A 21,598-nucleotide genomic window follows, 5' to 3' on the forward strand; every position below is an offset into this window, starting at 1 on the left:
GCCGGGGGTCTTTCCGCCGCAGCCCTGGCCCTCAGCCTGGTCACGCCCTTCGAGCAAGCCCTCCTGCTCAAGGCGTTCCTGGGGCTCGGCTTCCTGACGTTGCTCCGCTTTTTCCTGCCCATCGGCCTTTGGGCCGATGGCGCGCTGGCCCTGCTTGGCGCCGTTGCGCTGCTGACCAGCGTCGGCATCTTTTCGCCCGCGCCGGCCTTCTTCTGGATGGCGCTAATCGCCGCCTGGCTGTTTGCCTGGCTGTTTGTCGAGCGTCTGTCCAATGTGCTGGCGCCCCGTCTCGCCGACAATGCGGGCCTTGGCCTGCTGATCCCGATCACCTTCGGGGCAGCCCTGCTGGTAATCTGGGAAGTGGTCACGCGCGGCGCCAATGTGCCGCCGGTTCTCCTGCCGGCTCCGTCCATGATCGGCGCCCAGCTCGCCAATTCCGCCTCGATCCTCTGGGCCGATTTCGTCCAGACCTTCATCAAGTCGGTGCTGCCCGGCTATGCCATGGGCTGTCTCGCCGGACTCGTCGTCGCCATCCTGGTGGACCGCTCGCCCTTCCTCAAGGCAGGCCTGCTGCCCATCGGCAATTTCATGTCGGCGCTGCCCATCATTGGCATCGCCCCGATCATGGTCATGTGGTTCGGCTTCGACTGGCAGTCCAAGGCTGCTGTCGTCGTGGCCATGACCTTCTTTCCGATGCTGGTCAACACCGTGGCCGGCCTCAACGCATCATCCGCCATCGAGCGCGACCTGATGCGCACCTATGCCGCCGGTTACTGGCAAACCCTTATGAAGTTACGGCTTCCCGCTGCGGGCCCCTTCATATTCAACGCCCTCAAGATCAACTCGACTCTGGCCTTGATCGGCGCAATCGTAGCGGAATTCTTCGGGACGCCCATTGTGGGAATGGGCTTCCGGATATCGACCGGGGTGGGGCGTCTCGCCATCGACCTGGTCTGGGCAGAGATCGCCGTTGCAGCGGTCGCGGGGTCTGCCTTCTACGGGGTGATCGCCCTCATCGAGAGGGGCGTCACCTTCTGGCATCCGTCTGTCCGTGGTGGACGGACGTAACAGGGAAAAGGGAACGACAATGAACAAGTTTATCGGAGGTCTGCTCGTAAGCGCCCTGGCGCTTTCGGCCGCTCCTGCATTCGCACAGGATGCGCTGACACTGCAGCTCAAGTGGGTCACCCAGGCGCAGTTCGCCGGCTACCTCGTTGCCGAGTCCAAGGGCTTCTATGACGAGGAAAACCTCGACATCACCATCCTGCCGGGCGGCCCCAACATCGCCCCCGAACAGGTGATTGCCGGCGGCGGTGCCGATATCATCGTGACCTGGATGGCGGCCGGCATGGCCGCGCGTGAAAGCGGCGTGCCACTGGTCAATATCGCCCAGCCCTTCAAGCGAAGCGGCCTGATGATGATCTGCCCGACCGAAACCGAGATCAAGACGGTTGCCGATTTCCCGGGCCACACGCTGGGCGTCTGGTTCTTCGGCAATGAATATCCGTTCTTTGCCTGGATGAACAAGGAAGGCATTGCCACCGACGGTTCGGAAGGCGGCGTCACCGTTCTGCAGCAGAGCTTTGACATCCAGCCGATGATCCAGGGCCAGGCCGACTGCATCTCGGTCATGACCTACAACGAGTATGGCCAGGCGCTTGATGCCGGCTACGGCCCGGAAAACCTGACCATCTTCAACTATACCGAAATGGGCAATGACCTGCTCGAAGACGGTCTCTACGTCATGGAAGACACGCTGGCAGATCCGGCCAAGGTCGACGCCTATACCCGCTTCGTCCGCGCCTCGATGAAGGGCTGGGCCTATGCTGCCGAAAACCCCGAGGAAGCCGCACAGATCGTCGTCGACATGGACGATACCGGGGCTGCCACGCTTGAGCACCAGCTCTACATGACCGGCGAAGTAGCCAAGCTGGTCGACCCGACCGATCCCAAGCTCGACATGGCCACCTACGAGCGCACAGTCAAGGCGCTGATCGACCAGTCGATCATCAAGGCTCAGCCGGAAGGCGCCTATACCACCGTGGTCACCGACGGCCTCTAGGCCAATCGGCATTGCAGGGAAAAGGCGGGGCGCGATCCCCGCCTTTTTTTGTTGAATCGCTGGGCGATTCTCCTCGCGATCTTGTTACGGCGGCCTGCCTCAATCTGCACATATTTTGCGCAACTTCGGAACGAATCTGCGCGCCTTCGGTTGATGGACCACCTGCGTCAATCAAGAAGAAGGCACATCCCATGAACTCCATCATCTACATCGTCGGCCTCATCGTCATCGTCATGGCCATCCTGTCGTTCATCGGCCTTGCCTGACCGCTCCAGCGGCAACAGCAATCCCAAACAACCGTCAGGAGCCCTCCACCATGACCATTGACGCGCCCGCGGGCGTAGCCATCGTTGAATCCACCACGACCGATCGCGACAACTCTTCCTATGTCGATTGGCCCGCCATCATCGCCGGCATCGTGCTCGCCTCCGCCATCAGCCTCGTGCTGATCAGCTTTGGCTCTGCCGTTGGCCTCAACTTCCTCGACTTCGGTTATGGCGACGGTCCCAACCCGATCTTTGTTGGCATTGCCGCCGCAACCTGGTTCCTCTGGGTCCAGATCTCCAGCTTCATGGCTGGTGGCTATCTTACCGGTCGCCTGCGTCGCCGCTATTTCGACGCCAATGAAGACGAGAGCGACCTGCGCGACGGCGCCCACGGCCTTCTGGTCTGGGCCGGTGCCGCAATCCTCGGTACCGTGATCGCCGTTGGCGGTATCGGTGCAGCTGCCAATGCTGTTGGCTCGGCCGCCGCAACGGCAACCACTGCCGCTTCCAATGTTGCCGAAGGCACGGCGGATGCTGTCGATCCGAATGCCTACTTCATCGACACCATGTTCCGCTCGACCCAGCCGGTCGATGCCGAAGCAGCGCGTGGGGAAGCCGGCCGCATCTTCGCTCAGGCCGCTCTGGGTGATGGTACCGTCGCCGATGCCGATCGCACCTATCTGGCCAACGTCGTTGCCGCCAATACCGGCATTGCCCCCGACGAAGCCCAGGCCCGCGTCGATGCGGCGATCACCAATGTCGAACAGGCCCGCCAGGACGCACTCGAAGCGGCCCGCATTGCCCGCAACACGGCCATCATCGGTGCCTTCCTGCTGGCTGCCTCGCTGCTGGTCTCGGCCATCGGTGCCTTCTGGGCAGCCCAGAAGGGCGGCAACCATCGCGACGAAAACACCGTCTTCGCCGGCGTCTTCCGCCGCTTCTAAGAGCTAACGAAAGGAATTCACCATGCTACGTGGTCTCGGTCTTTGGCTTCTCGGCGTGCCGATCTGGCTGATCATTATCATCATCTTCTTCCTCAACTGAGGAAGCGCAAGGCGGGGAGCAATCCCCGCCTTTGTTTTGATCTCGACGCTTAGTTGAACACCCGCCGGCACTTGAACTGGCCGAACTCGACCCAGCCTGTCGCCAGCACCTCGCCCTTGAAGCTGACCCAGCACTCGTCCAGCGATATCGGCGCGCTGGCCCCGGTCAGCAGTACCGCATTGCCATGCCGCACGGCGGTTGCCTGGCTCGCATCAAGCCGGATTTCCGGCAGGTCGGCAAAGCCGGCCCAGACCGGTTTCAGCAGCGCGTCGCGCTCATCCTGTGCCAGTGCTTCGAGCTGCTCGATCGTCACCGCATCCGCGTCGTGGAACGGCCCCACCGCGGCGCGATGCAGTATGCTGACATGCCCGCGCGTGCCGAGGGCCTCGGCAATGTCGCGCGCCAGCGAGCGCACATAGGTGCCCTTGCCGCAGGTCACCTCGAGCACCGACTGCTCGGTGCCATGCTCCACCAGCACGATGTCATCCACGTCGATTTGCCGTGGCTGCAATTCCACTGCCTCGCCAGCGCGGGCCAGGTCATAGGCGCGCTCGCCATCGATCTTGAGCGCCGAAAAGATCGGCGGCCGCTGCATGATCGTTCCGATGAACTGCGGCAGCACGGCTTCCAGCGCCGCCCGCTCCGGCCGGATTTCGGAGGTCGCAACCACCGCACCCTCGGCATCGTCGGTCGTCGTGGCGCTGCCCCATTTGATCGCAAAGCGATAGATCTTGGTGCCGTCCTGCACCTGTGGCACGGCCTTGGTCGCCTCGCCCAGTGCAATGGGCAGGATGCCGGTGGCCAGCGGGTCGAGCGTGCCGGCATGGCCGGCCTTGGCCGCGCCAAACAGCCAGCGCACCTTGCCCACCGCCTGGGTCGAGGTCATGTCATAGGGCTTGTTGAGCACCACCCAGCCGGAAATGGCGCGCTTGATCCGCTTGGGCTGGTTCACTCAGTCTCGCCGTCTTCGTCGTCGAGGTCTTGCTGCACCTTCTTGGAGCGCAGCAGCGCGTCGATGCGGCTGGCTTCTTCAAATGTCTCATCGACGAAGAACCGCACTTCGGGTGCAAACTTCATGTTGATCTGCGGCGCCACGTGTCCGCGCACGAACTTGCGGTGCCGGTTGAGCGCCGCGACGATTTCCTCGGCATGCAGCCCGCCCAGCGGCATGACAAAGGCATTGGCGATCTTGAGGTCCGGTGACATGCGCACTTCCGGCACGGTGATCACCGCGCCGCGCAGGGCGTCATCCTCGATTTCGCCCCGGGCAAACATCGCCGCCAGGGCGTGGCGCACCAGTTCACCGACGCGCAGCGAGCGCTGGGTGGGGCCGCTTGACTTGTTGTCTCTACTCATGAGGGGGAATTAGGCCCTCACCGCGCCGTCGTCAATCGGCCAGACTCAGCGTGGCCTCGGCCTGCAGCTGGTCGGCACGCGCCTGCAGCGCCTCCGGGGACACCGGCCAGGTCTCTGGCTTGGATGGGTCGAACACCGGCCCGCGCCACTCCTGATAGACGATGGCCACGCCCTTCTCGGTCTTGGAAAAGCTCATCACCATCACTTCGCCGTCGCCGGCATGGCCGGCCAGGCGGTCGAGATAGGCGCCGCACACAAAGCCCAGTGGCGCCAGCTGGTCGCCCTCGTCGTCGCCGAACTGGAAGAACCCGGTGAGCTCGGGCTTGCAGGTCTGGCTATAGCCATACATCACTGCGCTGCGATAATCGGTCAGCGGCCGGCTCGCCTCCAGCGTGATGCGCGCGCCATAAAGTGTCTGCCACGCTGCCTGGCTTTCCCCCTTGGGGTAGATTTCGAGCAATGCCTGGTTGGCATCGGACACAAAGCTTGTCTCCACCAGCGGCGTCACATTGCCAGAGAGCCGCTCGGCCGGCGTCAGCCAGTCGGGCAGCGGCAGCCTGAAGCTGTGCCCATTGGTCGCCAGCACCAGCCCATTGCCCACCTCGGTCAAGGGGGGCTCGCTCGCCACCTGTGCCACGGCCGGCGCGACCGCCATCAGGCCTGATACCATCATGGCGATGCATAGCTGCTTGCGCGACAATGCCATTGTCAAAGGTCTCCTCACCCCAGTTGCCTGCAGTGCCGCAATCCTCCACTGCGGCCGGCCATGTCCGAGCCATAGGTGGCAAACCCGCCCCCCGGCAAGTCAAATTATATCGATTGCGGTAAATGCAGCGGGCTCAGGCCCGCATGCCGCGCCCATGCACGCCTTCGGGCAGGACCCGGTGCGGCGGCTGGTGGCCGTCCATGAAGGCGCGGATGTTGACGATGACCGTCTCGCCCATTTCGATGCGCGCCTCGAGCGTCGCCGACGCCATATGGGCCGTCAGCACCACCTTGTTTGCCTCCGCCAGGGCCAGCAGGCGCGGGCTGATGCCATGCTTGTTCTCGAACACGTCGAGCGCGGCCCCGCTCAGGTGGCCGGACTCTATCTCGTCCATCAGCGCCGCCTCATCCACCAGCTCGGGCCGGCTGACATTGACCACAAAGCTGCCCGGCTTCATGCGCTTGAGCCGTTCAGCCGACAGGATATGAAAGGTCTCGCGGGTCAGGGGGGTGTGCAGGGACACGATATCGACCGCCTCGATCATGGCGTCGAGATCGGGCCAATAGGTGGCCTCCAGCGGATTTTCGACGGCCGGCGGCCGCCGGTTGCGCGAGAAGTAATGGATATTGAGCCCGAAGGCCTTGGCCCGCTGCGCCACCGCAGTGCCGATGCGGCCCATGCCGACAATGCCCAGCGCCTTCCCACGCAGCCTGTGGCCCAGCATCGAGGTGGGAGACCAGCCGGCCCAGACCCCATCGCGCACCAGCATCTGCGTGCCTTCCACCAGCCGGCGCGGCAGCGCCAGCATCAGCACCATGGCCATGTCGGCCGTGTCCTCGGTCAGCACGCTCGGCGTATTTGTTACGGTGAGCCCGGCCGCCCAGGCAGCTTCGATATCGATATTGTCGACGCCATTGCCGAACTGCGCGATCATCCGCACGCTCTTGGGCAGACGGGCAATGAGCGCGGCATCGATCCGGTCGGTGATCGAGGAGACCAGCACGTCCTTGCCCACAAGGCCCTCGACGATGTCGTCTCCGGTCAGGGTCACGTCGCCTTCGTTGACATGGGTCTCGAACAAGGTCGCCATGCGCGCCTCGATGGTCTCGGGCAGGCGCCGCGTCACGAGAATATGGGGTTTCTGGCTGGTCATCAGTTCCGGGATCGGGGGCGGCCTGCTTGTGGAAAACCCCACCCTTCAGTGCCCATTAAGGATCGTTGGTTAGTGATAGGGTAATTCCATTTGTCTGCAAAGTCATGTTTGACGAGACCCTTCGCGCCGGCCTTGGCCGTCAGTTTCTAGCGCTTTTCCGCCGCCTGCCCTGGCTTTTCCTGGTCACGGCGCTGTTGCTTCCGCCTGCCTGGGCGCAGGCCAACAATCCCAGCGGCCTGCCTTTGCCGCGCTTTGCCACCACGCGTTCCGAGCCGATCAATGTGCGCGTCGGGCCGGGCCAGAAATACGACATCGCCTGGACCTATCTCAAATCCGGCATTCCGGTCGAAATCGTCCAGGAATTCGATACCTGGCGCAAGATTCGCGATGCCGATGGCACCGAGGGATGGATTCACCAGAATCTTCTCGCCGGCACCCGTGCCGGCTATGTGACGCCCCTCTTGGCCAATGGTGAGATCAATCTGCTCGCCAGCCCGTCCGACGACGCCGCCGTGCGCGCCCGGCTCGGGCCGGGCCTCAAGGTCACCATCAAGCAATGCGATGGCGTCTGGTGCGAAGTCAGCGCCAGCGGCCAGGACCCGGCGGCGCGCGCCACCACCTATTCAGGCTACCTGCACCAGGAAGAGCTCTGGGGCGTCTATCCAGACGAAGTCTTCGACTAGCCCAATTCCGCCATTGCATTGGCGGTCTGCCGCGCCACCCGAACGGCCTCGTCCTGCTTGGGGCAACTGGCGCAATAGCGATCCGGATCGATGAGATAGTCCAGGCAACATCCCTTGCGCCTGACGATCAGCAGGCGCCGGCCGCTGGCGGTGTCGATCGGCTCCAGCCGCCCCTGTCCGCTCAGTCCGGTTGCCTCGAGCCACTGTTCGGACCAGGATTCGATCGTGTCGACAGGCAGGTCGCGCCGCCGCTGGCTCAGCCAGACCATCAGGCTCAGCATGCGGTCGGCCAGCAGCCGTCGCGCGGGCAGGGGGCGCAGCTTGGCGAAGCTGTTGACCTCTTCCAGCATCACCCCCGCCATGGCCTTGAGCTGTCCGCCACCCAGTTCGATCAGTGCCTCGGTCGATCCGGGTGCCTGCGCTCCAGGCTTTAGCCGATAGCCATCGACATAGATGCCGCGCCGTTGCTGGCTGATGCCAAACAGGACAGGCATGGCGCCATGCAGATGGGCAGCAATGACCGCGAGATAGGCCGGCTGCCACAGCAGGTTCGTCCACAGCCGCACCGCGTGAAAGGCCGGCCCGGCCTGCGGATAGGTGCTCGCCAGCGCCTGGTGCAGCTGGCCCAGCAGGACTGAATTGTCGGCGCCGGGCTGATACCAGCCCTCGCGCGGCCCGCCGGGCTCGCCCTTCATGAAGCCGGTGACCTGCGCCGCCGTCGCGATTAGCCGCGTAGTCGCGGCGTCGCCAGTGTCTTGCGGAAAAAGAAAGGAACGCACCATGGGCGCGTTCTAGCCTCCCTGGCGCGACGGGGAAAGTGTCCTAGACGGCGCGCGCCGCCGCAATCGTCGTTCGCACGGCATCCACATCGGTCAGCGTGATCTCGTATTCCCGCTCCATGGCCGTGCCGCCCATGCCGACATGGGGATTGCGGAACGCCATGCCGCTCTTGATCGTGTGCAGCGCCGCAAAATGCATCTCGTCGACGCCGGTCGCGCGCCGCACCAGACCGATATTGCTGGCATCCAGCGCCCCGCAGGCCATCACCACGATGCGACCATCGGCGATTGCCGCCGTGTCCTTGAGAATGTCGATACCCTCGATCGCCGTGTCGCGCTGCCCGCTGGTCAGCACCCGGTCGACGCCGCAACGGATCAGCGCCTCGATGGCCTCGCGATAGTCCGCCGTCATGTCGAAGGCGCGATGGCAGGTAACCGACATCGGTCGCGCCGCCTCTACCAGCGCCTTGGTCCGCAGCTCGTCGATTCGCCCATCCGGCGTCAGGCAGCCAATGACCACGCCCGCCACGCCGAGCTCTTTGAGAGCCTTGATGTCGTCAATCATGCTGGCGAATTCGAGCTCGGAATAGAGGAAGTCGCCGCCACGAGGCCTTATGATGACGTGGAAGGGAATGGTCGCCACCCGCAGTGCCTCGCGCACCACGCCCATGCTGGGCGTCAGCCCTCCCTCGAGCAGGCTCGCGCACAGCTCCACCCGGTCGGCCCCGGCCGTCTGCGCCGCCACCAGGCCATCGATGCCTTCGACGCAGATCTCGATCTTGAACGGGTGTTTCGACATCATTGGTCTCCAATTGGTACTTCATTGGTAGTGCCGCCGCCTGCCGCCCGCAAGGCGCCCGTCCGACTTTCTTTGGTTGTTTCGCACAATCGCAATTCCTGTTGACGCGTAGAAATGGTGTGCTACAAGACTAGCACACTAGATAGGCATCACACATGGATGATTTTCACAGCAGCCAGCCGATCTTCGTGCAGATCCGGCAACGGCTTGCCGAGATGATCCTGCGCGGTTCGGTCGGGGAGGGCGAGGCACTGCCCTCGGTCCGCCAGATCGCCGCCGATCTCTCGGTCAATCCGCTGACGGTCACCAAGGCCTTCGAGGCGCTGGTCGATATCGGTGTGGTCGAAAAACGAAGGGGGCTAGGCATGTTCGTCAAGACGGGAGCGCGGGCCGAGCTGCTCGCCCATGAACGCGACAAGTTTCTGAAAGAGGACTGGCCGCGCATCGCCGCCCAGATCAAGGCGCTCGATCTCGACCTCGATACCCTCCTCACCCGTACAACCGCCAATCAGGGGCAGACCCATGAGTGACCTTTCCGTCTCGGCCCCGGCCGCTATCGAGCCCATCGTCTCCGCCCGCGGCCTGCGCAAGAAGTTCGGCCGCAAGGAAATCCTGCATGGTCTGGATTTCGACATCCCCCCGGGCCGCATCTATGGCCTGATCGGCCACAATGGCGCCGGCAAGACCACGACGCTCAATGCCATGCTGGGCCTGACCAGTTGCGAGGGCACCATTCGCGTGCTGGGCGAGGATCCTTTCGCCAGGCGCGCCAAGCTGATGGAAAACGTCGCCTTCATTTCCGACGTGGCCAGCCTGCCGCGGTTTCTGCGGGTCCGTGAACTCTTTGCCCTGCTCTCCAACATCCATCCCAATTTCTCGATCGACAAGGCGCGCAGCTTCCTCGAGGGCACCGACATCAAGCCCGAAATGAAGGTCAAGCACCTTTCCAAGGGCATGATCGCCCAGCTTCATCTGGCCGTGGTCATGGCCATCGATGCCAAGCTGCTGGTGCTGGACGAGCCGACCCTGGGCCTCGACATCACCTATCGCAAGCGCTTCTACCGGCGCCTGCTCGAAGACTACATGACTGAGGAGCGCACCCTGCTCATCACCACCCACCAGGTGGACGAGATCGAGTTCATGCTCTCCGACATCATGTTCATCCGCGATGGCGAACTGATCCTGCACATGCAGATGGAGACGGTGAACGACAAGTTCACCCAGCTGGTGGTCAACGACGATGCGGCCCAGGCCGCCGCCCGCGCCTACCGTCCGGTCTATGAGGAAACCCGCTTCGGCCAGACCGTGATGATCTTCGACGGCGTCGATCGCAACCTGCTCGAACCCTTCGGCAAGCTCTCGACCCCGACCCTGTCCGATCTTTTCGTCGCGCTGATGCAGCGTCCCACAGCCAATCCGGAGACCGCCCGATGAAGGCTTTCACCGCTCTCGTCCACCGCGAGCTCATCGAGCATCGCGGGGCCTTCCTGATCGGTCCGTTGATCCTGGTGGCAGTGCTGTTCGGCGCCACCATCCTGGCCTTCACCGTGGGTCGCGTCGATGCGCGCTTTTCCGGCGCTCTTTTCACCGTGGCGCCGCTGCGCGTCTTCGAAGTGGGCTTTCTGGGCTTCGGTCTGGGCTGGTCGCTCTATCTCATCTCGGTACTGTTCTTCTACTGCGCCGATGGCTTTGCCGCCGACAAGCGCAACAATTCCATGCTGTTCTGGAAGTCGATGCCCGTCACCGATTTCAAGATGCTGCTCTCCAAGCTGGCGGCCGCGCTGACCATCCTGCCCGGCACCGTCTATGGCGTGGCCCTGCTCAGCGGCGTGCTGCTGTTCGGCGTCGCCTATGTGACCATGTTGATCAACGGCACCGGCACCATCGCCACCCTGGCCAGCATTGTCGGCATCTATGGCCAGGTGGCCCTTGCCATCCTGGTCGTGCTGGCCTGCGGCCTGCTCTGGTACCTGCCGGCCATGGCCCTGGTCGGTGCCATGGCGACGGCCGTGGGGCGCTGGGCGATCCCGATTTCCCTGCTGTTGCCCGCGCTGCTCTCGACTTTGGAATGGGTCACCCTGGGCGGGTTGCATCCCTTTGCCACCCATACCTGGCGCTTCATCGAATATCGCAGCGCCCTGCCGGATCCGCCTTATGCCGAAGACTGGCTCACTTCCGACCAGCCCTTCAGCGGCGTTACCTTCGCCGCCGACCTGGTGGCGGACATGGACTGGCTCCAGGTGGGTATCGGCGCCGTGTTCGCCCTGGCGGTCATCTATCTCGCCAGCGAATACCGCCGCCGCGTCAACGACAATTGACCGCAGCCGGCTTTCCCGGCAACTCTGCCGCCGCGCCCCCCCATGGCGCGGCGGCTAACGTTTGTGGAGGTCTGATGCGGGCCCTTGTTGTTCTTGCCCATCCTTTGCACGACAGCCTCTGTGCCCATCTGGCGCACCAGGCCATCGACGCCCTGCGGGCCCGCGGCGCCACCGTCGATATCCTCGATCTTTATGCCGAGGACTTCCAGCCGGCCCTGACCGCCGCCGAGCGGCGCCTGCATTACACGACGCCGGAGCCCGGCGCCGATATTGTCGCCCTCCAGCAGCGCCTCGCCGCCGCCGATGTGCTGGTCCTGGTGTTTCCCACCTGGTGGTTTTCCCTGCCCGCCATCCTCAAGGGTTGGTTCGACCGCGTCTGGGCGCCCAAATTCGCCTTCGAGCATGGCACGCCGCTCAAGCCACTGCTGACCAGTCTCAAGTCGTGCCTCGTGGTCACCACGCTCGGCTCCCCGTGGTGGATCGATGCGCTGGTCATGCGCCAGCCGGTGCGCCGTGTGCTCAAGACCGGGCTGATCCTGGCCTGCGCGCCACAGGCCAGGTTTCACATGCTGTCATGTCACGCGGCTGAAACCGCCGATGCAGCCCGCGTTGCGCAGTTTGCCCGCCGCACCCGCGAGGCCATCGCCCGCCTCTAGGGGCGTCGACTGACCGCCCGTACCGGCTCGAACGGCCCCGCGCCGACCACCTGCCGGTCGACCAGCGCCGTCTCTGCAGCGAGGATCGTGCAGGTAAGGCCGCCCGGGGCATAGTCGAACGTCACGGTCGCGCCGAGATCGGCCGCCAGCGCCCGTTCGATCATGCGTGAGCCGAAGCCCCTGGTTTCCGGCGCGGTCACAGGGGGCCCTCCGCTCTCGCGCCAGGTCATCAGGATCTTGTGGCGCTCTGTCAGCGCCCAGCCGATATCCACCCGCCCGGCCTCGCTGCTCAGCGCGCCATACTTGCTCGCATTGGTGCACAGTTCATGCAGCGCCATGGCCAGCGACAGGGCAGCCTTGGCATGCAGCTGCACGGTTGGCCCCGCCAGGCTGAATCGCGGTTCCTCGCTGCCCGAAAAGGGGCCGATCGCCGTGCGGATCACCGCTTCGATATCGGCGCTCTCATTCTCCTGCGCGGTCAGCAGCTTGTGCGCATCCGCCATCACGGCCAGCCGCCCATAGAAGGCCTGCAGCGCCGCTTCCGCCGTATGCGCGTCGCGGAAGCTCTGGCGTGCCACGGCCTGCACGGTGGCGAGCAGGTTCTTGATGCGGTGGTCGAGCTCGCGCGCCAGCAGGTCGCGGTGTTGCTCCGCCTCGAGCTGTGCGGCCTGCCGCCGCCCCAGCTCGTCCAGCAGGTCGTCGATCGCGGCGCCCACCTGGTGAAACTCCGCCCGCCCGGCCAGCATGCCGCTGCGCGCAGACTGGTCTCCGGCGCGCCAGGCGTGGATGGTGGCAAGCAGGCGCAGCACCGGACGGCGGATGAACCGCCGGCCGATGACCAGCGCCAGCACCATGGCCAGGATGCCCCCAACGCCCGCCAGCAGCAGGCCGCGCAGCGTCGCCTCGTTGATCGGCGCCATCGCCTCCGATACCGGAATGCCGGTACTCACATAGAGCCCTGGCCGCTGCGACGCTGGCTGATAGCCGATAATGCGCTCGGTGCCGTCCTGGCTCATGATTTGCAGCGTGCCCGGTGCCGTGCCCGTGACGCGCGCCATGTATTCCTCGGGCACCTTCATGCCCACGAAGCGCTCCGGCTCGGGCTCTCGCGCAATGATCGTGCCGTTGCGGTCGGCAATGGTCATGGCGCTGCCCTGCGCGAAGGGCCGCTCCTTGAGCACCCTGCCCAGATAGTCGAGCCCGATCGTGGCGATCACGAAACCCTGCAGCGAACCGTCGGCTGCGGTGCGCTGGGTGCCCATCAGCAGCGCCGGCCCGGCAGTCACCACGGTATATTCGCCCACCGCAAAGAGCTGGTCGGCCAGTGCGTCACGCAGTGGTGCGCTGAGCGCCGGCCGCAGGTCCTCCGGCTGTCCGCTGGTCGCGCAGACCGATTGGCCATCCATGTCGGTGATATTGAGCAGGCTGATCTGCGGCAGCAGCGCGCTCAGCCGGTCCATATAGGCCCGGCAATTGGCGCCATTCTCCCCGACCCCCGGCGCATTGGCGACGGCGATCATCAGCGCGGCCGCACCGGTGAGGATGCGCTCGACCTCGAGCGAGGCCTGTTCGCTCATCCGCAACGCCTGGGCATGCACCTCGGCCTCCCGCGCCTTGCGCAGGGAAAACTCGTTGAAGCCCAGAATGGCCAAAGCCGGCAGCCAGGCCACCATGGTCAGCAGCAGCAATCTCTGGCTGAGCGACAAACCCGGCGCTTTCATGCCCCCTCCGACACGCAGGCGCCCGCCTGCGCCCCGCTTCAATTACCCAGATTGCGCACCATCGCGCCAGCCCAAAACTGCGTCTGGCGCCGACGCCGGGCGGCAGGTCAATGCGCATAAAATTGCCGCGCCTCCGGTAACCGTGCCTCAGACTGCAGGGTCTAGCATCCTGGTTGGGAAGGGGGTGAGGAAGCTGCGTCATGACCCCGACATTCCCTGATCTTCGCTATGAAACGGCCCGCGATCACCTGTTGCAGGCGCTGGCCATCCTGCCCACCGATGGCAATGAGGTGATCAGGCTTTTGATCGAAGAGGCGTCCCGCCGCTGCGAGGCAAAGGCCAATCCCGATCATCCCTTCATGGACCTCGTGCTTCCCGATCGGCCACCCGGCCTTCCGACCCCGTGAAACACCGGAAGATCAGGACGGCAGTGCGGCAGCCCGGTTAGCGGACGAAACCAGCCGCCCCTTGCGCCAGGCTCCTGGCGGCAGTCCCACCACCTTCTTGAAGGCGCGATTGAAGCCGGCCTCGGATTCATAGCCCACTTCGGCGCCGGCCTGCGCGATGCTGACCGACGGATTCTCCAGCCGGCGGGCCGCCAGCTGCATGCGCCAGCGCGCGACATACTGCATGGGGGAGGCGCCGGTATAATGCGCGAAGCGATCGGCAAAGACCGAACGCGACAGACCGACGGCGCGAGCGAGGCTCTCAAGCGTCCAGTTCTCGGCCGGCTGCCCGTGTATCAGCCGCAGGGCATGGCCAACCTGCGGGTCCCGCAGTCCTGCCAGCCAGCCATGCGCCTCCGGGGGCAGGGCATCGACATAGTCGCGCAGCACCTCGACGAACAGCAGTTCGGCCAGCTTGGCCAGCACGGTTTCCCCGCCCGGGCGCAGGCTCTGCGTCTCCGATACGGCATGGCGCACCAGATGCGCCAGCCAGCTCTGCGCGGCAGTGCCATGCCCGTGCAGCACGCGTGGCAGTGACTTGATGAAGGGGTTATACGGGTGGATGTCGCAGCCAAGATAGCCACAGATAAAGCGGCAGGTGCCGGCGCCGGAACCATCGTTGACGATATAGGGCAACTGCCGGTCGACCGGGTGGTGATAGACCGCCAGCGAGGGCTTTGCCCGCATGCCGACGCTCGAGCAGAAGGCATGCGCGTCGTCCATCGGGAAGGCGACAATGTCGCCGGCTTCAAGCCGGATCGGCTCGGACGCCCCCTCCGTCAGTTCCGCCCAGCACGATCCCTCGATGAGGGTGTGAAAAAAGAAGACATATTGCGAGGTCGGCATGACGGCCGCGGCAATCGCCGACGCCTTGGGCGCCTCGGCCACCCAGGGTTCGCGAAACGTATTGTCGAAAAAGATCGCGCCGGTCAGCCGCACCGCCGCGAGCACGTCGGAGAGAACATCCATCCCTCGCCTCCGGGAGAAAGGGCGCCTCCTTCCGGCATAGCCCTTTCCGCCCTTCAGCCTACGCTCCTCCATGCGCCTGGACAAGCTGCCGACCTGGCCGGACGCCTGAGCAACAGAACCGGACGATCGGTCATTTTCCGGCGCCTTGCGCAGGCCTAGCATCCGCGCCCGGCAGCAACACGGCGGAGGAGGAAAAGGCCATGAATACGGAAACCATCAACAGCTTTGCGGCGGGCCAGCGCGGTGCGGTGCTCGCTGGCGGCCACCCCGATTATGAAACGGCGCGCGGGCTCTACAACGGCATGATCGACAAGCATCCGCTGATGATTGCCCGCTGTTCCGATGTCGGGGATGTCATCGACGCGGTCAATTTCGGCCGCGAGAACCAGCTCGCCATCGCAATCCGCGGCGGCGGCCACAACGGCCCGGGCTTCGGCAGCGTCGATGATGGCCTGGTGATCGACCTGTCGACCATGACGGGCGTGCGCGTGAACCCCGCCAACAACACGGTCCGCGTCGGCCCGGGCTGCACCACCGGCGATGTCGACCACGCCACCCATGCCTTCGGGCGCGCCGTACCCTTCGGCATCATTTCCACCACCGGCGTGGCCGGCCTGACGCTGAGCGGCGGCCATGGCTATCTCAGCCGGCAATACGGCCTGGCCATAGACAGCCTCATCGAGGCCGATGTCGTGCTGGCCGATGGCCGCTTCGTGACAGCCAGTGAAACGGAAAACACCGATCTGCTCTGGGCACTCCGGGGCGGCGGCGGCAATTTTGGCGTGGTGACCAGTTTCCTGTTCCGCACCCATCCCGCCAAGGACGTCTATGGCGGACCCATCGTCTTCGACTTCTCCGATGCCGCCACGGTCATGCGCTGGTACCGCCAGTTCCAGGCCAGCGCGCCCAGGGATTTCTGCATCTGGCTGGGCCTGCAGACCGTGCCCAGCGGCGAGCCCTTCCCGCGCGAACATTGGGGCAAGCGGATGTGCATCCTGCTGGTCGCCCATAATGGCGATGGCGCCAAGGCCGCCGTCGATGCAATCCGACAGGACCTGCCGACCCCGCTCTTCGACTGGGCCGGACCCATGCCCTATCCGTCCCTGCAGGGCATGTTTGACGCGCTCTATCCCAAGGGGCTCCAATGGTACTGGAAGGGAGACTTCATCAAGTCCCTCCCCGACGCTGCCATCACGGCCCATCTCGAACATGCGGCAAAGCTGCCCAGCGAGATCTCGGCCATGCATCTCTACCCCATTGATGGCGCGGTGCATGACAAGGCCAGCGGCGACACCGCCTGGAACTGCCGCGACGCCACCTGGTCGATGGTCATCGTCGGCGTTGACGCCGATCCGGCCAAGGCGCCCAGGCTCAAGCAATGGGCGCGGGACTACTGGGCAGCGGTGCATCCCTACAATCTCGATGGCGCCTATCCCAACTTCATGATGGATGACGAGGGCGAGGGCCGGCTACGCGCCACCTATGGCGACAACTATCCAAGGCTCGCCGCCATCAAGGCAAAGTTCGATCCGCAAAACCTGTTCCGGGTGAACCAGAACGTCCGGCCCGCCCACTAACCTGCCGCAACGCGTCGGCCGTCGACCCAGACGGCCGACAGATTGGCGCGGGTCGCGCCATAAAGCACCTTCTCGAAGATCGCGACCGGGTCGGTGAGATCGAACAGGCGGATGCCCCCGGCGCGCCGCGTCGTATCGACGGCTATGGCATCGAACCTATAGCCGGGTGCAAACCTGCCGATCGGCAGCTCCAGCGCATCCCCGCCGCCCGCCGTAGCGAGGTGGAAGGCAGTGACGAGACTCACCGCCGACCCCGGCCGCCCCCGTTCCCCGGCCGGGCGTGCCGGATCGACGCCTTCTTCCAGCATGCGCGCACTTTGCACCGTGGTGCGGCAGGCATTGAACATCGAGGCCGACGGACCGCCCGAAATGTCCGTCCCCAGGCCCACACGCACCCCGCGCTCCATGGCGGCACGCAGCGGGAAGACGCTGTTGGCGAAATAGATGTTGGACAGCGCGCAGTGGGCCACCCCGCTCCCACGCGCGGCCAGGCGGTCCATGTCGTCCGTGGTCAGGAAATTGCTGTGCGCCAATACGGTCCGCCGCGTCAGCAGGCCGAACCCATCCAGCGCCGCGGCGTCGGTCATGCCATAGCGCTCCAGCACATGCCCATGCGCCCAGTCGCTTTCCGAGCAATGGGTCTGCACGTGGCAGCCGCATTCCGCCGCCAGCGCACCGAGTTCCCTGAGCGTCGCGTCGGTGCAGGAGGGGATGAAGCGCGGCGTGATGACGGGCAGCACCCTGCCGTCGCCATTGTCCCTGTGCTGCCTGATATGCTCGATGACCGCCCGCGTATCCGCCACGGCCGCTTCCGGGCTGGCGTCGCGGTAGCCATCGGGGCAGGCTGCCGGATCGTCCATCGCCACCTTGCCGACCAGGGCGCGCTGCCCCTTCTCGATGCAGATGTCGGCAAGCAGCTGGCTGGCCTCGCGATGCTGCGTGGCGAAGTAGAGGGCCGTGGTGGTGCCATTGGCCAGCAGGTCATCCACCAGCATGCCATAGCGCTCGGCCGCAAAGTCCAGGTCGGCGTAACGCGCCTCGAGCGGGAACGTATATTTGTGCAGCCAGACCTCCAGTGGCTCGTCCAGCGCCAGCCCCAGCTGCGGATATTGCGGCGCATGCACATGCAGATCCACCATGCCGGGCAGGACATAGCTCCCTTCCGGCAGGCGCAGCGTCTTCCCGGCAAATTGCGCTTCAAGCGCCCCGCGCCGCGGATCGCCTTGCGGCGCCACCGCCGCGATGGCGCCCGCAGCGTCTACCACCACCAACGTATCAGCCAACACCTCGAGCCCGTCCGGGCTGGGTGCATGAAAGAAGGTGCCCAGCACTGCCCTGTCGCGCAGATCATGCATATCGGTCGTCACGAAATTAGGCTCCGCTTCTGGACACATTGGCACGCCGAGGCACCCGATCGCCCATGCGCCGGATCTCGCTGCCGTGTCGACCCTATCGCGCACGGCGCCTTTGCATAAGGCGATCACGCGACACATCGCCATGCGTCAGTCGCAACGCATCTTGGCTATTGCGAATGATTTGCAATTGCATTATTGATCCGGCATCGGTTTCTGGAGTGATCAATGCATCGTCGCGTGTTTTCCGTCCTCGCTCTGTCCGTGGCTCTGACTGCCGCGCTCCCTGCCCTGGCGCAGGATCGTCTCAAGGCCATCACCTCCTTCACCATCATTGCCGATATGGCGCAGAACGTGGCGGGCGACGCTGCCGACGTCGTCTCCATCACCAAGCCCGGCGCCGAGATCCACAATTACCAGCCCACACCCGGCGACCTGATCGGCGCCCAGGATGCCGATCTGGTGCTGTGGAACGGGCTCAATCTCGAACAGTGGTTCGAGCAGTTCCTGTCCAATCTGGGCGATGTACCATCGGCCATCGTCACCGAGGGCATCGAGCCCATGGGCATTGGCGAGGGCCCCTATGAGGGCAAGCCCAATCCGCATGCCTGGATGTCGCCCACTGACGCGCTGGTCTATGTCGAGAATATCCGCAAGGCCTTCGTCGCGGCCGACCCGGCCAACGAGGCGACCTACAATGCCAATGCGGCAGCCTATTCCGCCGAGATCACCGCCACCGTCGAGCCCATCCGCGCCGCCATCGCGGCTATTCCCGAGGAGCGCCGCTGGCTGGCCACTTCCGAGGGCGCCTTCAGCTATCTGGCGCGCGATTTCGGCCTCAAGGAGCTCTATCTCTGGCCCATCAATGCCGATCAGCAGGGCACGCCCCAGCAGGTGCGCCACGTCATCGACCAGGTCCGCGCCAATGCCGTGCCGGCCATCTTCTCGGAATCCACCATTTCCCCCAAGCCGGCCGAACAGGTCGCCCGCGAAACCGGCATCAAATATGGCGGCGTGCTCTATGTGGACTCGCTGTCTGAACCGGATGGCCCGGTCCCCACGTATCTGGAACTGCTTTCGGTTACCGCCAACACCATCGTGCAAGGTCTGACCCCGTGAACGACGCCAACCAGCCCGGCCTTGCGGTCAGCGACATCACTGTCGCCTATCGCAACGGCACCACGGCCATCAAGCATGCCAGCTTCTCCATTCCGCGCGGCTCGATCACCGCTCTGGTCGGGGTCAATGGTTCGGGCAAGTCGACCCTGTTCAAGGCCATCATGGGCTTTGTGCCCCTGGCCGGTGGCTCGGTCGAGATCCTGGGTGTCCCCGGAAAGCAGGCGCTCAAGCGCAACCTGGTCGCCTATGTGCCGCAATCCGAGGATGTCGACTGGAACTTTCCCGTCCTCGTCGAAGACGTCGTCATGATGGGCCGCTACGGCCATATGGGCATGCTGCGCCGCCCCAAGCCCGTTGATCACCAGATGGTCACCTCGGCCCTCGAGCGCGTCAACATGGTTGAGTTCCGCCACCGCCAGATCGGCGAACTGTCCGGCGGCCAGAAGAAGCGCGTCTTCCTCGCCCGTGCGCTGGCACAGCAGAGCGAGGTCATCCTGCTCGACGAGCCCTTTACCGGCGTCGACGTTCAGACCGAGGATGCCATCGTGACCCTGCTGCGCTCCCTGCGCGACGAGGGCAAGGTCATGCTGGTCTCGACCCACAATCTGGGCTCGGTCCCCGAATTCTGCGACCGGACCGTTCTGGTCAAGGGCACCGTGCTGGCCTCCGGTCCCACCAGCGAAATCTTCACCCGCGAATGGCTCGAAATCACCTTTGGCGGCGCCCTGCGCCACTTCGTCCTGGCAGGATCCGGCCTGCATGACGATGACGATCCACGCCACATCTCGGTTCTGACTGACGATGAGCGGCCCCTCGTCATGTATGGCGAAAAGGGCAAGATGACCACGAGGCAATCGGACCCGGTGGACGAATGATCGACACCCTCCTGCTCCCCTTTTCCTATGGCTACATGATCAATGCCATGTGGGTCTCGGCCCTGGTCGGCGGCGTCTGCGCATTCCTCTCGGCCTATCTCATGCTCAAGGGCTGGTCGCTGATCGGCGACGCGCTGAGCCATTCCATCGTGCCCGGCGTGGCCGGCGCCTATATGCTCGGCCTGCCCTTTTCGCTCGGCGCCTTCTTTTCTGGCGGCCTGGCCGCCGGGGCCATGCTCTTTCTCACCCAGCGCACCAAGCTCAAGGAAGATGCGGTCATCGGGCTCATCTTCACCGCCTTTTTCGGCCTCGGCCTCTTCATGATCTCGCTGTCACCCACCTCGGTGAACATCCAGACCATCGTCATGGGCAATATCCTGGCCGTCACGCCCGAAGACACCTTGCAACTTGTCATCATTTCCGTGGTCACGCTGGCAGTCATGTTCGTCATCTGGAAGGACCTCATGGTCACCTTCTTCGATGAGAGCCATGCCCGCTCCATCGGCCTCAATCCGCCGCTGCTGCGAGTGATCTTCTTCACCCTCCTGGCAGCCTGCACCGTTGCCGCCATGCAGACCGTGGGGGCCTTCCTCGTCATCGCCATGGTGGTCACCCCCGGCGCCACCGCCTACCTCCTCACCGACCGCTTCCCGCGTCTCATCCTCATCGCCATTGCGGTGGGCGCGCTGTCGTCCCTCGTCGGCGCCTATTTCTCCTTCTTCCTCGATGGCGCCACCGGCGGCGTCATCGTCGTGCTGCAGACCGCTGTCTTCCTCCTCGCCTTCTTCCTTGCACCCAAGCATGGCCTGCTGGCCAATCGCCGCCGCGCCGCCCAAGAAATCGCGAGGTAGGTCGCCCGATGAACGAGTTCCTCACCTACGCGCTCTGGCCCTTCCAGTTTCCCTTCATGACCAATGCCATGCTCATTGCCGTCATGGTGGCAGTGCCCACGGCCTTGCTGTCCTGCTTCCTCGTGCTCAAGGGCTGGTCGCTGATGGGCGACGCCATCTCCCATGCCGTCCTGCCCGGCGTTGTGCTGGCCTATATTGTCGGCATTCCCCTCGGCATCGGCGCCTTTGCCGCCGGCATGGCCTGTGCCCTATCGGTCGGCTATCTCAAGGAAAATTCCCGCATCAAGGAAGATACGGTGATGGGCGTGGTCTTTGCCGGGCTCTTCGGCCTTGGCATCGTGCTCTACACCTCGATCCAGACCGATGTGCATCTCGACCATATCCTGTTCGGCGACATTCTTGGCGTCAGCCCGGCCGACCTCATCCAGACCGGAATCATCGCGCTGGTCGTGACGCTCATCGTCCTCGCCAAGTGGCGCGATCTCCTGCTCTTCACCTTCGATCCGCAACAGGCCGGGGCCATCGGCTTGCCGGTGCGCGTGCTGCACTATGGCCTCCTGGCCCTGCTTTCGCTCACCATTGTCGCGGCCCTCACCGCCGTTGGCATCGTGCTGGTCATCGCCCTCCTGGTCGCCCCCGGCGCCATCGCCTACCTCATCTCCAGGCGTTTCGCTCCGATGATGCTGATCGCCGTCACCGTCTCGGTGCTGAGCTCGCTGGTCGGCATCTATGCCAGCTTCTTCATCGACTCTGCCCCGGCCCCCACCATCGTGCTCCTGATGAGCCTCACCTTCATCTTGACCTTCGTGGTCACCACGTCGCGAAGGCCGGCGCCTCTTCCCCTCTCCCCTTGAGGGAGAGGGACG

The 21,598-nt window shown here is 64.6% G+C and carries 24 protein-coding genes; 15 read left to right on the forward strand and 9 right to left on the reverse strand.

Going from position 1 to position 21,598, the window contains the following annotated elements; translation table 11 throughout:
- Positions 1 to 216: 216 nt before the first annotated feature.
- From ACLI1C_RS00170 to ACLI1C_RS00185, 4 genes are read left to right on the forward strand one after another with little or no spacing between them, the layout of a single operon-like run.
- Positions 217 to 1,068: an ABC transporter permease gene (locus ACLI1C_RS00170; RefSeq protein WP_411398170.1), complete on the forward strand. Its 852-nt coding sequence runs from the start codon at positions 217 to 219 to the stop codon at positions 1,066 to 1,068.
- Between the two features lie 19 nt (positions 1,069 to 1,087).
- Entirely contained in the window at positions 1,088 to 2,062 is a 975-nt protein-coding gene (locus tag ACLI1C_RS00175) for an ABC transporter substrate-binding protein (protein WP_411394834.1), read from the forward strand.
- 11 nt (positions 2,063 to 2,073) lie between these two features.
- Complete coding sequence (locus tag ACLI1C_RS00180) at positions 2,074 to 2,328, forward strand: hypothetical protein (protein ID WP_411394835.1); 255 nt, start codon at positions 2,074 to 2,076, stop codon at positions 2,326 to 2,328.
- Between the two features lie 50 nt (positions 2,329 to 2,378).
- Positions 2,379 to 3,272 carry a hypothetical protein gene (locus ACLI1C_RS00185; RefSeq protein WP_411394836.1) on the forward strand — a complete coding sequence of 298 codons (894 nt, stop codon included), beginning with the start codon at positions 2,379 to 2,381 and terminating at the stop codon, positions 3,270 to 3,272.
- A gap of 149 nt (positions 3,273 to 3,421) precedes the next feature.
- On the opposite strand, the gene truB is transcribed toward ACLI1C_RS00185, so the two are convergent.
- The 4 genes from truB to ACLI1C_RS00205 all read right to left on the reverse strand — a co-directional run bounded on the left by truB (position 3,422) and on the right by ACLI1C_RS00205 (position 6,587).
- The gene (gene truB, locus ACLI1C_RS00190) at positions 3,422 to 4,324 is read right to left on the reverse strand and encodes a tRNA pseudouridine(55) synthase TruB (protein WP_411394837.1); all 903 of its coding nucleotides are present in this window, start codon (positions 4,322 to 4,324) and stop codon (positions 3,422 to 3,424) included.
- Positions 4,321 to 4,728 carry a 30S ribosome-binding factor RbfA gene (rbfA, locus tag ACLI1C_RS00195; protein WP_411394838.1) on the reverse strand — a complete coding sequence of 136 codons (408 nt, stop codon included), beginning with the start codon at positions 4,726 to 4,728 and terminating at the stop codon, positions 4,321 to 4,323. Before rbfA ends, truB begins: the two co-directional genes overlap by 4 nt.
- Before the next feature lie 31 nt (positions 4,729 to 4,759).
- Positions 4,760 to 5,434, reverse strand: a complete 675-nt coding sequence (locus ACLI1C_RS00200; protein WP_411394839.1) for a hypothetical protein — start codon at positions 5,432 to 5,434, stop codon at positions 4,760 to 4,762.
- Positions 5,435 to 5,567: 133 nt separating this feature from the next.
- Positions 5,568 to 6,587: a 2-hydroxyacid dehydrogenase gene (locus ACLI1C_RS00205; protein ID WP_411394840.1), complete on the reverse strand. Its 1,020-nt coding sequence runs from the start codon at positions 6,585 to 6,587 to the stop codon at positions 5,568 to 5,570.
- A 104-nt stretch (positions 6,588 to 6,691) separates the two neighbouring features.
- Between ACLI1C_RS00205 and ACLI1C_RS00210 the strand changes: the two genes are divergently transcribed.
- Positions 6,692 to 7,270 (forward strand): SH3 domain-containing protein, encoded by a 579-nt coding sequence (locus ACLI1C_RS00210; RefSeq protein ID WP_411394841.1) that lies wholly within the window; start codon positions 6,692 to 6,694, stop codon positions 7,268 to 7,270.
- Here the strand turns inward: ACLI1C_RS00210 and ACLI1C_RS00215 are convergent.
- Both ACLI1C_RS00215 and ACLI1C_RS00220 read right to left on the reverse strand, forming a co-directional pair.
- Positions 7,267 to 8,052 carry a siderophore ferric iron reductase gene (locus tag ACLI1C_RS00215; RefSeq protein WP_411394842.1) on the reverse strand — a complete coding sequence of 262 codons (786 nt, stop codon included), beginning with the start codon at positions 8,050 to 8,052 and terminating at the stop codon, positions 7,267 to 7,269. The two genes, ACLI1C_RS00210 and ACLI1C_RS00215, sit on opposite strands and share 4 nt — an antisense overlap.
- Positions 8,053 to 8,092: 40 nt before the next feature.
- Positions 8,093 to 8,848 (reverse strand): copper homeostasis protein CutC, encoded by a 756-nt coding sequence (locus ACLI1C_RS00220; RefSeq protein ID WP_411394843.1) that lies wholly within the window; start codon positions 8,846 to 8,848, stop codon positions 8,093 to 8,095.
- A gap of 155 nt (positions 8,849 to 9,003) precedes the next feature.
- Between ACLI1C_RS00220 and ACLI1C_RS00225 the strand changes: the two genes are divergently transcribed.
- From ACLI1C_RS00225 to ACLI1C_RS00240, 4 genes are all read left to right on the forward strand, one after another.
- Entirely contained in the window at positions 9,004 to 9,378 is a 375-nt protein-coding gene (locus ACLI1C_RS00225; protein ID WP_411394844.1) for a GntR family transcriptional regulator, read from the forward strand.
- The gene (locus ACLI1C_RS00230) at positions 9,371 to 10,282 is read left to right on the forward strand and encodes an ABC transporter ATP-binding protein (protein ID WP_411394845.1); all 912 of its coding nucleotides are present in this window, start codon (positions 9,371 to 9,373) and stop codon (positions 10,280 to 10,282) included. Before ACLI1C_RS00225 ends, ACLI1C_RS00230 begins: the two co-directional genes overlap by 8 nt.
- Positions 10,279 to 11,166, forward strand: a complete 888-nt coding sequence (locus ACLI1C_RS00235) for a hypothetical protein (protein ID WP_411394846.1) — start codon at positions 10,279 to 10,281, stop codon at positions 11,164 to 11,166. The genes ACLI1C_RS00230 and ACLI1C_RS00235 overlap by 4 nt, the downstream gene beginning before the upstream one ends.
- 74 nt (positions 11,167 to 11,240) lie before the next feature.
- Positions 11,241 to 11,822: an NAD(P)H-dependent oxidoreductase gene (locus ACLI1C_RS00240; protein ID WP_411394847.1), complete on the forward strand. Its 582-nt coding sequence runs from the start codon at positions 11,241 to 11,243 to the stop codon at positions 11,820 to 11,822.
- Here the strand turns inward: ACLI1C_RS00240 and ACLI1C_RS00245 are convergent.
- Positions 11,819 to 13,543, reverse strand: coding sequence for a sensor histidine kinase (locus ACLI1C_RS00245; RefSeq protein WP_411394848.1), 1,725 nt, complete (start codon positions 13,541 to 13,543; stop codon positions 11,819 to 11,821). The two genes, ACLI1C_RS00240 and ACLI1C_RS00245, sit on opposite strands and share 4 nt — an antisense overlap.
- Positions 13,544 to 13,743: 200 nt before the next feature.
- Here ACLI1C_RS00245 and ACLI1C_RS00250 point away from each other — a divergent pair, with 200 nt between their 5' ends.
- Positions 13,744 to 13,950 (forward strand): hypothetical protein, encoded by a 207-nt coding sequence (locus tag ACLI1C_RS00250; RefSeq protein WP_411394849.1) that lies wholly within the window; start codon positions 13,744 to 13,746, stop codon positions 13,948 to 13,950.
- Positions 13,951 to 13,962: 12 nt separating this feature from the next.
- On the opposite strand, the gene ACLI1C_RS00255 is transcribed toward ACLI1C_RS00250, so the two are convergent.
- The gene (locus ACLI1C_RS00255) at positions 13,963 to 14,958 is read right to left on the reverse strand and encodes an AraC family transcriptional regulator (RefSeq protein ID WP_411394850.1); all 996 of its coding nucleotides are present in this window, start codon (positions 14,956 to 14,958) and stop codon (positions 13,963 to 13,965) included.
- 200 nt (positions 14,959 to 15,158) lie between these two features.
- On the opposite strand from ACLI1C_RS00255, the gene ACLI1C_RS00260 reads away from it, so the two are divergent.
- Positions 15,159 to 16,535, forward strand: a complete 1,377-nt coding sequence (locus ACLI1C_RS00260; RefSeq protein ID WP_411394851.1) for an FAD-binding oxidoreductase — start codon at positions 15,159 to 15,161, stop codon at positions 16,533 to 16,535.
- On the opposite strand, the gene guaD is transcribed toward ACLI1C_RS00260, so the two are convergent.
- A complete protein-coding gene (gene guaD / locus ACLI1C_RS00265) occupies positions 16,532 to 17,902 on the reverse strand; it encodes a guanine deaminase (protein WP_411394852.1) in 1,371 nt (456 codons plus the stop codon). The genes ACLI1C_RS00260 and guaD overlap by 4 nt on opposite strands.
- 213 nt (positions 17,903 to 18,115) lie before the next feature.
- Here guaD and ACLI1C_RS00270 point away from each other — a divergent pair, with 213 nt between their 5' ends.
- From ACLI1C_RS00270 to ACLI1C_RS00285, 4 genes are read left to right on the forward strand one after another with little or no spacing between them, the layout of a single operon-like run.
- The gene (locus ACLI1C_RS00270; protein WP_411394853.1) at positions 18,116 to 19,006 is read left to right on the forward strand and encodes a metal ABC transporter substrate-binding protein; all 891 of its coding nucleotides are present in this window, start codon (positions 18,116 to 18,118) and stop codon (positions 19,004 to 19,006) included.
- A complete protein-coding gene (locus tag ACLI1C_RS00275; protein WP_411394854.1) occupies positions 19,003 to 19,881 on the forward strand; it encodes a manganese/iron ABC transporter ATP-binding protein in 879 nt (292 codons plus the stop codon). The genes ACLI1C_RS00270 and ACLI1C_RS00275 overlap by 4 nt, the downstream gene beginning before the upstream one ends.
- Complete coding sequence (locus tag ACLI1C_RS00280) at positions 19,878 to 20,732, forward strand: metal ABC transporter permease (protein WP_411394855.1); 855 nt, start codon at positions 19,878 to 19,880, stop codon at positions 20,730 to 20,732. Before ACLI1C_RS00275 ends, ACLI1C_RS00280 begins: the two co-directional genes overlap by 4 nt.
- An 8-nt stretch (positions 20,733 to 20,740) precedes the next feature.
- Positions 20,741 to 21,586 (forward strand): metal ABC transporter permease, encoded by an 846-nt coding sequence (locus ACLI1C_RS00285; protein WP_411394856.1) that lies wholly within the window; start codon positions 20,741 to 20,743, stop codon positions 21,584 to 21,586.
- Positions 21,587 to 21,598 lie beyond the last annotated feature (12 nt).

This window comes from Devosia sp. XGJD_8, from assembly GCF_046614475.1.
In the GTDB taxonomy this organism is placed as follows: domain Bacteria; phylum Pseudomonadota; class Alphaproteobacteria; order Rhizobiales; family Devosiaceae; genus Devosia.